General features: G+C 72.2%; 9 protein-coding genes. 7 read left to right on the forward strand and 2 right to left on the reverse strand.

Annotation, left to right across the window (positions count from 1 at the left end; genetic code table 11):
• Positions 1-61: 61 nt before the first annotated feature.
• Positions 62-727 (forward strand): glutathione S-transferase, encoded by a 666-nt coding sequence (locus tag VGR32_RS08220; protein ID WP_327449736.1) that lies wholly within the window; start codon positions 62-64, stop codon positions 725-727.
• Positions 728-935: 208 nt separating this feature from the next.
• On the opposite strand, the gene VGR32_RS08225 is transcribed toward VGR32_RS08220, so the two are convergent.
• Together VGR32_RS08225 and VGR32_RS08230 are read right to left on the reverse strand one after the other, a co-directional pair.
• Positions 936-2,564 (reverse strand): lytic transglycosylase domain-containing protein, encoded by a 1,629-nt coding sequence (locus VGR32_RS08225; RefSeq protein ID WP_327449737.1) that lies wholly within the window; start codon positions 2,562-2,564, stop codon positions 936-938.
• A gap of 71 nt (positions 2,565-2,635) precedes the next feature.
• A complete protein-coding gene (locus tag VGR32_RS08230; RefSeq protein ID WP_327449738.1) occupies positions 2,636-3,433 on the reverse strand; it encodes a uracil-DNA glycosylase in 798 nt (265 codons plus the stop codon).
• 192 nt (positions 3,434-3,625) lie between these two features.
• Here VGR32_RS08230 and VGR32_RS08235 point away from each other — a divergent pair, with 192 nt between their 5' ends.
• The 6 genes from VGR32_RS08235 (at position 3,626) to glyS (ending at position 12,232) form a co-directional block, all read left to right on the forward strand.
• Entirely contained in the window at positions 3,626-5,278 is a 1,653-nt protein-coding gene (locus tag VGR32_RS08235; RefSeq protein WP_327449758.1) for an electron transfer flavoprotein-ubiquinone oxidoreductase, read from the forward strand.
• 55 nt (positions 5,279-5,333) lie between these two features.
• Positions 5,334-7,106: a tetratricopeptide repeat protein gene (locus VGR32_RS08240; RefSeq protein ID WP_327449739.1), complete on the forward strand. Its 1,773-nt coding sequence runs from the start codon at positions 5,334-5,336 to the stop codon at positions 7,104-7,106.
• 4 nt (positions 7,107-7,110) lie between these two features.
• Positions 7,111-8,010 carry a 4-(cytidine 5'-diphospho)-2-C-methyl-D-erythritol kinase gene (locus tag VGR32_RS08245; protein ID WP_327449740.1) on the forward strand — a complete coding sequence of 300 codons (900 nt, stop codon included), beginning with the start codon at positions 7,111-7,113 and terminating at the stop codon, positions 8,008-8,010.
• Between the two features lie 192 nt (positions 8,011-8,202).
• The gene (locus VGR32_RS08250) at positions 8,203-9,183 is read left to right on the forward strand and encodes a fasciclin domain-containing protein (RefSeq protein ID WP_327449741.1); all 981 of its coding nucleotides are present in this window, start codon (positions 8,203-8,205) and stop codon (positions 9,181-9,183) included.
• 80 nt (positions 9,184-9,263) lie between these two features.
• Positions 9,264-10,175, forward strand: coding sequence for a glycine--tRNA ligase subunit alpha (locus VGR32_RS08255; protein ID WP_414642902.1), 912 nt, complete (start codon positions 9,264-9,266; stop codon positions 10,173-10,175).
• On the forward strand, positions 10,175-12,232 hold the full coding sequence (glyS, locus tag VGR32_RS08260; RefSeq protein ID WP_327449743.1) for a glycine--tRNA ligase subunit beta: 2,058 nt from the start codon (positions 10,175-10,177) through the stop codon (positions 12,230-12,232). Before VGR32_RS08255 ends, glyS begins: the two co-directional genes overlap by 1 nt.
• Positions 12,233-12,280 lie beyond the last annotated feature (48 nt).

Here is a 12,280-nt window from a genome sequence, read left to right on the forward strand (position 1 = left end):
GGCTGGCCGGGCGCCGCCGACGAAGCTATGCCGTCTCCACAAGTCAGCGGAGGCGGCCACCATGGAACTCATTCTCGGCAACCTGGAGTTCTCGACCTGGTCGCTGCGGCCCTGGCTGGTGCTGAAGCGCTGCGGCGCCGACTTCACCGTCACCGAGATCCCGCTCTACGGCGGCGACTGGAAGGAACGGCTGGCCGAGGTGTCCCCCTCCGGCAAGGTGCCGCTGCTCAAGGTCGACGGCGAGACCATCTGGGACTCCCTGTCCATCTGCGTCTGGGCGGCCGAACGCTTCCCCGAGGCGAAGCTGTGGCCGGCCGACCCCCATGCCCGCTGGCTGGCCCGGTCGGTGACCTGCGAGATGCATTCAGGATTCACCGCCCTGCGCAGCGACTGTGCGATGGGCCCGGACGACGCCGGCGTCATCCACACCATGGTCGGCCCCGACCGCGCGTCGCCGCCGACGGGCGAGGCCGTGGCCGCCGACGTCCGCCGTCTGGTCGAGATCTTCCGCACGATGCGTGCCCGCTTCGGCGCCGGCGGACCGTACCTGTTCGGCGAATGGTCGATCGCGGACGCCTTCTTCACCCCCGTCGCCGCCCGCATCCGCCATTACCAGATCGACCTGTGGGCCCATGGCGACGACGGCTCGGCGCGCGCCTACTGCGAGGCGCTGCTGGATCAGCCCGACTTCCACGAATGGGTCCGTCTGGCCACGGCCCCGCGTTAACCGCTTCGCCGAACGCCGTTTTAAGGGAACGGCCCCCACCATGCCGCATTGAGGGCGCGAGTTCGTCGCGTCCGCAGACAGGAGCCCGGCCCGTGCGCCAGCCGATCGATCCCCGCAGCGCTTCCCCAGCGGCTTCCGCCGGGATGAGCGTGTTCGTGGCGATCCTGGTCGCCTGCTGCCTGTCGGCGATCCTGCTGACCAGCCTGATCTAGAACCTCAGCGTCGGCTGCGCGGGCGGCGGCGTCTGCGCCGGCTGTCCGTCGCCCACGGGCGCGACCGGCACGACGGGTTCGGGCACGAAGTCCAGCGTCAGCGGCACGCCGTCCGCGCCGGATGCCAGCGCGTCAAGCGTGTTCAGCGGCCGTCCCTGGATTCGCTGATACACCCAGTATGCCGCAACCACCTTCTCGACGTAGTCGCGCGCCTGCGGCACGTCGATCGTCTCGATCAGCAGCAGCGGGTCCGCGTCGGGACCCAGCTTGCGGATCGCGCCCAGCATCGGACCCGGACCGGCGTTGTAGCTGGGCACAATGCGCAGCAGATCGCCCTCGAAGGCCGTCAAGCCCAGCATGCGCAGGATGTAGTTCTGGCCCAGCCGCAGATTGACCGGCGCCTCCCACAGGCGCTGGGGATCGGTGACGAAGCCCCGATCTCCGGTCATCTCGGCCGCGGTCGCCGGCATGACCTGCATCATGCCGTAGGCGCCGGCGCTGGAAACCGCGCGCGGATTGAAGCCCGTCTCCTTGCGCGCGATGGCGTAGACCAACGACCGCTCGATGGTGAAGCCGCCCTCGGGCAGGACGTCCGGGATCGGATAGCGGGCCGCGTCGATCCGCTCCGCCTCGCTGTTGCGGGGCGTCAGCTGCGGGGCCAGCACCCGACCCAGGCCTCGCCACATCAGCGCGTCGTCCGGCGTTCGCGCGTCGCGCCAGCCGCGGGCATACTCGACGCGAGCGTCGCCGTTGCGGCCGACCTCCACCAGGGCGACGGTGCGCCGCGCCTGCGGGTCGCGCTCCACGAACCGCTGCAGGGCCTCGACGGTCACCCCCTCCGGCAGACCCTCGAACTCCGGCGCCGACACCCGCTCGACGGCGTAGGGCTGCGGCGTGCCGCCCAGATTCTCGATCATCGGCTCCACGCCGAGCCGCCGCAGGGCGATCTGGCCGTAGAAGGTCGCCGGCCATCGCGCGGACAGGCGCAGCAGGGGCTGCACCATGTGCGGCCGGCCCGCCCGCTCGGCCGCGCGCGAGGCCCAGAAGGCCGCGCCGGCCCGGACCCACGCGTCCTCCACCGGATTCTCCGCCACCCGCTCGAAGGCCAGATAGGATTCCTCGTACCGGCCCAGCCGCCAGGCCGACAGGCCGGCGGTCCACCAGTCGCCGATCGCCACACCGGTCTGATAGGCGCCGGTCAGGTCTTCGGCGTTGAAGGCGATCCGCGCCGCCTTGCCGGCATCTGACGTCCCCTCCGATTCCACCCCCCTCGGCCGTCGCGGCTCGGGCGCGCCGTCGGGGCGGCGCCGCATCGCCAGGGCATAGGCGCGCGGCGCCTCCGGCAGGTCGGCATAGTCCTCGAGCCAGGCGCTCAGTTCCTCGAACGTCGCCACGTAGTCGGCGTGGAACAGCCGCTCGAACTCGATCGACCCCAGCAGGATGCGGTCGCCCGCGGCCCTCGCGGAATCGCGCGCGACGTCCAGATCGCCGCGCCGAAGCGCGTCATAGGCGGTGGTGTAGCTCAGCCGGTCCGACGGGGTCAGCGCGCTGATCTGCGCCGCGGCCGGCAGGGCGGGCAGAAGCGCGGCGGCCGAGAACAGGCCGGCGGCGAGTCGTCGGAACATGGCGGCCCTCCCCGAGCGGCGCCGCTCCCGGCGCTCCTCGCGAATTTCCGGCCCAATGGGGCGGTTTTGAGTCACGGCGCCGCGTCGAGCCGCGCGGCCACGTCCAGCAGATCGGCCCACGCCTCGCGCTTGGCTTGGGGCTGCCGCAGCAGGAAGGCGGGATGCAGCGTCGGCATGACGGGCGCCGCCACGTCGCCTTCCGCCAGACGCCACTCGGCCCAGACGCCGCGGGCGCGGGTGATGGCGTCGTCCGTCTTCAGCACCTGCCGCGCCGCGGCCGCGCCGAGGGTCAGCACGACCTTCGGCCGCAGCAGTTCGAACACGCGCTCCAGAAACGGCGCGCAGACGGCCTGTTCCTCCACCGTGGGCGTCCGGTTGCCCGGCGGCCGCCAATAGACGGTGTTGGTGATGAACGCCCGCTCCGACAACCCGGCCGCCTCCAGCATCCGGTCCAGCAACTGACCCGCCTTGCCCACGAACGGCTTGCCCTTCAGGTCCTCCTCCGCGCCCGGACCCTCGCCGACGATCAGCACGCCGCCGGTCGCATCGCCGCGCGCGAACACCGCCTGCCGCGCACCCATGCCTGACAGGGGGCACCCCTGAAACGCCGCGATCGCCGCTTCCAGCTGGTCCAGATCCAGCGCCGCGGCCGCCGCGCGCCGGGCCTCCGCGACGGCTTCGACGACGCCGCCGCTGGCGGCGGGCCGCACCGGCGGCGCGCCGGCGGGACGGACCAGGGCGGGCGGCGGCGGGGCCACGGGGCGCAGCCGGTCCACCGGCGCGTCCTCGAAACAAACCTCCACCCCGGCGTCGGCCCAGAAGGCCATCAGCGCTTCGACGGCGCGCGAGTCGGCGGCGGGGGCGAACATTGCGCTCAGGACTAGTCCTTGACCGTCCCTGCGTCACCTCCCGATAAGAGACCAAAGACCGATACGGCGACGAGGAAACCTCAGGAAATGACCGACCAGGAACGCGAAGGCGGCGCCCGGACCGCGTGGCAGGACGCGGTGATCGACCGGCTGCCGGCTCTGGAGGCCCTGACCGGCGTCGAGCGCGAGGTCATGGAGTACGACGTCGTCGTGGTCGGCGCCGGCCCGGCCGGCCTGTCCGCCGCCATCCGCCTGAAGCAGAAGGCCGCCGCCGACGGCAGGGAGATCAGCGTCGCCGTGCTGGAGAAGTCGGCCGAGATCGGCGGCCACATCCTGTCCGGCGCCGTGATCGACCCGAAGGCGCTGACCGAACTTTTCCCGGACTGGAAGGCCCGCGGCGCCCCGCTGGAGACGGCGGTGACCAAGGACCGGTTCCTGCTGCTGGGACCAGCCGGGCAGGCGGAGATCCCCATGCCGCTCCTGCCGCCGATCATGCACAACGACGGCTGCTACATCGCCTCTCTGGCCAACCTCACGCGGTGGCTGGGCGAGCAGGCCGAGGCCCTCGGCGTGGAAGTTTATCCGGGCATGGCCGCCAGCCACGTGGTCTGGGAGGCTGAGACCGGCCGGGTGAAGGGCGTCGTCGCCGGCGTCTTCGGCGTCGACCGCGAGGGCAGGCCGACGGGCGAGTTCCAGCCGGGACTGGAGCTGCATGGCAAGTACGTCTTCATCGCCGAGGGCGTGCGCGGCTCGCTGGCCAAGACCATCATGGCGAAGCACCACCTGTGCGACGCGTCCGAGCCGCAGAAGTTCGGCATCGGCCTGAAGGAGCTGTGGCAGGTCCCCGCCGAAAAGCACCGGCCCGGCCTCGTCCAGCACACCACCGGATGGCCGCTGGACGAGAACACCGGCGGCGGGTCGTTCCTGTATCACTTCGGAGACCGCTACGTGGCCGTCGGCTACGTCGTGCACCTCAACTACAAGAATCCGTGGCTCTCGCCGTTCGACGAGTTCCAGCGCTTCAAGCATCACCCCGCGATCGCCGAGCATCTGGAGGGCGGCACGCGCGTCTCCTACGGCGCGCGCGCGATCACCGAGGGCGGCTTCCAGTCGGTGCCGAAGCTGGCCTTCCCGGGCGGCGCGCTGATCGGCTGTTCCGCCGGCTTCGTGAACGTGCCGCGCATCAAGGGCAGCCACAACGCCATGAAGACCGGCATGATGGCCGCCGACGCCGCCTATGACGCCGTCATGGCCGGCCGGTCGGGCGACGTGCTGGACGCCTACCAGTCGGCCTATGACGCCAGCTGGGTGGCGAAAGAGCTGAAGCTCGTCCGCAACGCCAAGCCCTACCTGTCGAAGTTCGGCACCACGCTGGGCGGCGCGTTCGGGGTCGTGGAGATGTGGCTGGGGTCGCTGACCGGCCTGACCGTTCCCTGGACCATGACGCACGGCAAGACCGACGCCGCAGCCACGGGGCTGGCGAAGGACCACAAGCCGATCGCCTATCCGAAGCCGGACGGAAAGCTGTCGTTCGACAAGCTGTCGTCCGTGTTCGTGTCGAACACCAACCACGCCGAGGACCAGCCCGCGCACCTGAAGTTGCTGGATCCGTCGATCCCGATCCGCGTCAACCTGCCGAAGTACGGCGAGCCGGCGCGTCTCTACTGCCCGGCCGGCGTCTACGAGGTGGTCTATGGCGACGAGGCGGCGAAGACCGATCCGCGCTTCGTCATCAACGCCCAGAACTGCGTCCACTGCAAAACCTGCGACATCAAGGATCCGTCGCAGAACATCGTGTGGACGACGCCGGAAGGCGGCGGCGGTCCCAACTATCCGAACATGTGAGGGCGGGCGGCCGCGCGGCCTTGCGCGCGTCGCGGAAAGCCGGTTCCTTCGCGCCATGACCGCGCGCCTGCTCCTCGCCTTCGCCTCGACGCTCGCCTTCGCCGCTCCGGCGCTGGCTCAGGATCCCGTGCCGGGCCCCGGGGCGCCCGACGTGCGCGCGCCGGCGCCCCTCGCCGACGTTGAGCCGGAGCGGCCCCAGGCCATTCCTGAGGTCTGGGCGCCCGCGCCGACGGACGACCAGGGTCGGTCGGCCTACGGTCTGTTTCTCGCCGGCCGTCTGGCCGCGGCCCGCGGCGACGCCGGCGACGGCGCCGTCTACCTCCGCCAGACCCTGTGGCTCACGCCCGAGCAGCCCTCCGTCCGGGATCAGGCCTTCGCCACCAACCTGCTCGGCGGCGACCTCACCTTCGCCGGCCGCATCACGCCCCAGGGCGAGGGCGTGCCCGCCCTCGTCACCGAGGCCGGCCGGCTGGTCACGGTCGTTCAGGCGCTGGACCGCGGCGACGCCCGGGGCGCGCTGGCCCTCGTCGACGCGCGCGCCGTCGGACGTCCGCACGCCCGCGCCGGGCGCCTGCTGACGCCGTGGCTGGCCGCCGCCGCCGGCGACTGGGACCGTGCCCTGACCCCTTTGGCCGCCCTCGGGCCGGATTCCACCACCCTGTTCCTGCGCGCCGACCGGGCGCGTCTGCTCGAGATCCGTCGCCGCCATGACGAGGCCGCGGCGGAATGGGCGGTGGTGATGGGGACCGCACTCGGCCGACGCCTGTTCGCGCCCGACTACGGCGCCTTCCTCGAACGCCGCGGCCGGCGTGCCGAGGCCGTCGCGCTCTACGATGCGGAAATCGCCGGAGGTCAGGCGGACGGCCGGATCCCCGCCGCCCGCGCCCGCGCCGCCTCCCGCGGCCGCCCCCCGGCGATCGGCGACCTGCGCGCCGGCGCATCCGGCGCCCTGACGTCCGCCGCCCTGCAGGCCAGCGCCGAGGGCCAGCATGAATCGGCCGCGGTCTATCTGCGTCTGGCCCAGGACGTCGCGCCGTCCGACGTCACCCTGCTGAACCTCGGCGACGCCCTCATCCAGGCGGGTCTGGAAGGACCGGGCCGCGACGCCCTGTCCGGCATCTCGATCGCCGACCCGTCCCTCTATGCGTCCGCCCAGCTCACCATCGGCGAGAGCCTGGTCCGTGAAGGGGAGCACGAGGCCGCGCTCGTCCCGCTGGCCCGTGCGGTCGCGGCCGCGCCGTCCGATCCGGCGCCCGCCGTGGCTCTGGCCGAAAGGCTCAGCCACCTCGATCGTCACGCCGAGGCGCTGGAGGTGCTCTCCGGTCCGGCGTTCTCGGCGGGCGTTTCGTCGCCCCAGGCCTTGCGCGCCCGCGCCTTCGCGCTGCGCGCGGTCGGCCGCGACGCCGAGGCCACGACCGCGCTCGAGGCCGCTCTCGCCGCCGCGCCCGACGACGCCGACACCCTGGGCCTGCTCGGCGCGGTCTGGATCGATCAGGGCCGGGTGGAGGAGGGCGCCGCCCTCATCGCCCGGGCGGCCGCGGCCGACCCGGAGGACGTGGCCGTTCAGGGCGCGCTGGGCTGGTCCCAGTACCGCCGCGGCCTCTTCGACGACGCCGTGCTGACGCTGGAAGCTGCCGTCGACGCCCGTCCGGGCGACGCGGTGGTCAACGATCATCTCGGCGACGCCTACTGGCAGGTGGGCCGCCGACGCGAGGCCCGGTTCCAGTGGTCGCGCGCGCTGGTCCTGGACCCCGGCGCCGAGCTGGAAGCCGCCTTGCGTCAGAAGCTGGAGGTCGGCCTGCCCGACGCCGCCCCCGCCGGAAGCTGAGCCTGTGCGGCTGCGCGCCTTCGCCCCGGCCAAGGTCAACCTGTTCCTTCACGTCGCCCCGCCGCGCGCCGACGGCAAGCACCCCCTGTCCGGTCTCAGCGCCTTCGCCGACGTCGGCGATCGCCTGACGCTGGACGCGGACGGCCCGCCCGGCCTGCGCGTCGAGGGACCGCTGGCCGCGGGGGTGCCGACCGGCCCCGAAAACCTCGTGTCGCGCGCGCTGGCCGCCTTCTCGGCCGCGACCGGTCTCGACGCCCGCGGCCTGTCGATCGTGCTGGAGAAACATCTGCCGTCGGCGGCCGGCATCGGCGGCGGCACGTCCGACGCGGGCGCGGCCCTGCGGCTGGCCCGCGCCGCCCTTGCCCCCGACCTGCCGGACGCCGCCCTGCTCGAAATGGCGGCCACGCTGGGCGCGGACGGCCCCATGTGCCTCTTCCCGACCGTGTCGTGGACGTCGGGGCTCGGCGAGATTCTGACGCCGGAGCCGCGCCTGCCGCCCCTGCACGCCGTTCTGGTCAACCCCCGCGTGCCCGTGCCGACCGGCGCCGTGTTCGCCGCCTACGACGCCGGCCCGATGCGGCGAGCGGACACGCCCCCGCCGCCCGCCGACTGGTCATATGGGACGGTGACCGACTGGCTGGCGTCGCAGCGCAACGACTTGCAGCCCGCCGCCGAGAGCCTCTGCCCGGCCATCGCCCACGCGCGCCAACGCATCGCGGCGAGCCCGGAAATTCTGCTGACCCGCATGAGCGGATCGGGCGCGACCTTGTTCGGCCTCTGCCGCGACGCCGCCGCGGCGGCGAGGGCGGCCGCCGCGCTCGGCGGGCTAAATTCAGAATGGTGGGTCGTGCCCGTCAGACTTGACAGCGTGGATGCGGCCGTGAGCCAGAATCCGGCCGACTGAGGTCGGAACAACGGCCATTTTGCCGCGATCGGGTCCGGATCACGGCAAGCTCAAGGTCATGTCTTGCCGACGAATACTGGTCCGGAACTGAACCGGAAGTGAACGCATTCGGCGTTCAAGCTTCCTGGACTGGGGGCTGATCCAAGAGTTCCTCCCCTGAACCTTGGCTGTTCACTCTGGAAGGAGAACGACATGCTGAAGACCCGTCTCATGACGGCCGCCGCCGCCGTCGCCCTGTTCACCGCCCCGGCCGCCTTCGCGCAGGAAACCCCGTCGCCGCAGCCGCAGCCGACCACTCCGGCGCAGGATCCGGCACAGACGCCGCCGACCCTGCCGCCCGCGACGCCCACCGACGGCACCACCGCCGCCCCTGCGCCGACCGAGGCGCCGACCGCGACCATCACCGCCTCGGCGACCCAGCCCAACTCCGTGGTCGCCGTGCTGCGCGCCGACGGCCGTTTCACCACCCTGCTGTCGGCCCTGGACACCGCCGGCCTGACCGCCACGCTTGAGGCCCAGCCCGCCGTCTCGATCTTCGCCCCGACGGACGAGGCCTTTGCCGCCCTGCCGGAGACCGAGCGCGCCCGTCTGCTGGATCCGGCCAATCGTGAGGAGCTGCGGTCGCTGCTGCTCTACCACGTCATCGCCGCCGACGTTCAGTCCAGCCAGATCACCGGTGCGCGCGGCGGCGTTCCGACCGCGGGCGGCGCCCAGGTCCAGCTGGACGGCACGGGCGACGCCATCCGCATCGACTCCGCCACCGTGGTCCAGGCCGACATCGACGCGTCCAACGGCGCCGTCTTCGCCATCGACAAGGTGCTGACGCCGTCGGCCAGTCAGGCCGCCATGGGCGACGAGGAAGAGGTCGCCCCGGCTCAGCCCGCCACGCCGGCGACTCCGGCCACGCCCGCCGCGGACGGACGGCCCACCGAACCGGCCGTCCCCGCCGAGCCCGCCACGCCGGCGACCCCCGCCGAACGGCCCGTCGGCGTGACCCGGACCACCCCGACGCCGGCCGCCGATCAGGCCGACGAGGCGACCACGCCGGATCAGCCGATGGCTGAAGGTCAGGAGGCGGCGCCGGCCGCCGACGCCCCGGCGACCGATGAGACCGCCGCTCCGCCAGCGGGCGAGGGCGAGGAAGACGAGGAGCCGACCGACCCTCAGGCCTAAGTCCGCCTGAAGGCCCCTCGTCCTCGGGCCATCGGTTGAGTTGAGAGGCGGCGGGCCCTATCAGGGTCCGCCGTTTCCGCATGCCCGCTCCCCGAGGTTCCGTGGCCGCCGACAGACCCCTCTCGTTCCAGGATCTGATCCTGACGCTCCAGCGCTACTGGGGCGCGCAGGGCTGCGCCCTGCTGCAGCCCTATGACGTCGAGGTCGGCGCCGGCACCCTGCATCCCGCCACCGTCCTGCGCGCGCTCGGCCCGCGTCCGTGGAAGGCCGCCTACGTCCAGCCCAGCCGCCGGCCCGGCGACGGCCGCTATGGCGAAAACCCCAACCGGCTCCAGCACTACTACCAGTTCCAGGTCATCCTGAAGCCGAACCCGGAGAACCTGCAGGCGCTCTATCTCGGCTCGCTGGAAGCCATCGGCATCGACCCGAAACTGCACGACGTGCGCTTCGTCGAGGACGACTGGGAGAACCCCACCGTCGGCGCCTGGGGCCTGGGTTGGGAGGTCTGGTGCGACGGCATGGAGGTGACCCAGTTCACCTACTTCCAGGGCGTGGGCGGCATCGAGGTCGACGTCGTCTCCGGCGAGCTGACCTACGGGCTGGAGCGCCTGGCCATGTACGTTCAGGGCGTCGACAACGTCTACGACCTGCGCTTCAACGACGAGGGTCTGACCTACGGCGAGGTCTTCCTCGAGAACGAGCGCCAGCAGTCCGAGGCCAATTTCCACGGCTACGACGTCGACGGGCTGAAGCGCCGGTTCGAGGACATGGTGGCCGAGGTCGGCCGTCTGCTGGAGATGCGCGGCCCGCAGGACCAGAAGCTGGTCCTGCCCGCCTACGACCAGGTGCTGAAGGCGTCGCACCTGTTCAACCTGATGGACGCCCGCGGCGCCATCGCCGTCGCCGAACGCCAGAGCTACATCGGCCGCATCCGCGACCTGTGCAAAGCCTGCGCGACGGAGTGGGTCGAGCAGGAAAGGGCGCGCGCCTGATGCCCCAGCTGCTTCTTGAACTGTTCTCCGAAGAGATCCCCGCCCGCATGCAGGCGGGGGCCGCGCGCGATCTGGAGCGTATGGCGAGCGAGCGTCTGAAGGCCGCCGGGCTGTCGTTCGACGCCCTGACCACCTTCGCCGGCCCGCGCCGCCTGACGCTGGTCGTCGACGGCCTGCCCGCCGCCACCCCGGACCGCGAGGAAGAGCTGAAGGGGCCGAAGGCGTCGGCCCCTGGGCAGGCGCTGGAGGGTTTCCTGCGCAAGACCGGCCTGACCCGAGACCAGCTGGTCGAGCGCGACGGCGTCCTGTTCGCGGTCATCAGCCAGAAGGGCCGGGCCACCGCCGACCTGATCCCCGCCATGGTCGACGAGATCGTGCGCGGCTTCCCCTGGCCCAAGTCGATGCGCTGGGGCATGGGGGCCCTGCGCTGGGTCCGCCCGCTCAAGCGGATCGTCTGCCTGTTCGACGGCGCCGTCGTGCCCTTCGACGTGGACGGCATCGCGTCGGGCGACGTGACCGAGGGGCATCGCTTCCTCGGCTCCGGCGCACCCTTCGCGGTCAGGGACTTCGCCGACTATCGCCAGAAGCTGGAGCGCGAGCACGTCCTGCTGGACGTCGCCGACCGCAAGCTGCGCATCCTCGAGGGCGCCAAGGCCGCCTGCGCCGACCGCGGCCTGACCCTCGTCGACGACGACGGCCTGCTGGACGAGGTCGCCGGCCTGGCCGAATGGCCCACGCCGATCCTGGGCGACATGGACCCCGCCTTCCTCGACCTGCCGCCCGAGGTGGTGCGCCTGTCGATGAAGGTGCACCAGAAGTATTTCGCCGTGCGTGACCCCGCGCGCGACGGCCTGGCCCCGCACTTCGTCGTCGTCGCCAACGTCGAGGCCACCGACGGCGGCAAGGCTCTGGCCGCCGGCAACAGCCGGGTCCTGTCCGCCCGCCTGAACGACGCCCGCTTCTTCTGGGACGAGGACCGCAAGACCGGCTTCGACGCCTGGCTGAAGAAGCTGGAGGGCGTCACCTTCCACGCGAAGCTCGGCACCATGGCCGAGCGCGTCGACCGCATCGCGGCGCTCGCCCGCGAGATCGCGCCGCTGGTCGGCGCCGATCCGGATCAGGCCGAACGCGCCGCCCGCCTCGCCAAGGCCGATCTGGCCTCCGGCATGGTCGGCGAGTTTCCGGAACTGCAGGGGATCATGGGCGGCTACTACGCCCGCGCCGGACACGGCGACGCCGTCGCCGACGCGATCCGCGACCACTACCGGCCGCAGGGGCCCTCGGACGCCGTCCCGACCGCGCCGCTGACGGTCGCCGTGGCCCTGTCCGACAAGCTGGACACCCTCGTCGGCTTCTTCGCCATCGACGAAAAGCCGACGGGGTCGAAGGACCCCTTCGCCCTGCGCCGCGCCGCCTTGGGCGTGATCCGGCTGGTGCTGGAGAGCGGGGCACGCATGTCGCTCGCCGGCCTTTCTCGCCAAGCCAACGTGCAGCGGATGGTCGACAAGGCCTCGATCGCCAGTGAGGTCGCTGAGTTCTTCGCCGACCGCCTGAAAGTCCTCCTTCGCGATCAGGGCAAGCGCCACGACCTCGTCGACGCCGTGTTCGCGTTGGGCGACGACGACCTGGTCCGCATCGTGCGGCGGGTCGAGGCGCTGGACGCCTTCCTCGCCACCGACGACGGCGCCAACCTGCTGGCCGGGCATCGCCGCGCCTCGAACATCCTCAAGGCCGAGACGAAGAAGGCCAAAGAAACGGGAAATGTTGTCCCGACCGGCATGGTCCAGACCGGCCTGGCGAACCAGCCGCCCGAGGAGACCACGCTGGCCTTCGCCGCCGCCGCCGCGCAGACCGCCGTGGATCAGGCGCTGGAGGCCGAGGACTTCGCCGCCGCCATGCGCGCCCTGTCGGCGCTCCGCGCGCCCGTCGACGCCTTCTTCGAGGCCGTGCTGGTCAACTCCGACGTCCCCGCCGAACGCGACAACCGCCTGAAGCTGCTCGGCCAGATCCGCGCCGTCATGGGCCGCGTCGCCGACTTCGACCGGATTTCGGGGTAGTCCCGACGGCGTCCTTCTCCCCTTGCGGGAGAAGGTGGCTCGCGCAGC

It is taken from the genome of Brevundimonas sp. (assembly GCF_035935935.1).
Taxonomy (GTDB): Bacteria; Pseudomonadota; Alphaproteobacteria; order Caulobacterales; family Caulobacteraceae; genus Brevundimonas.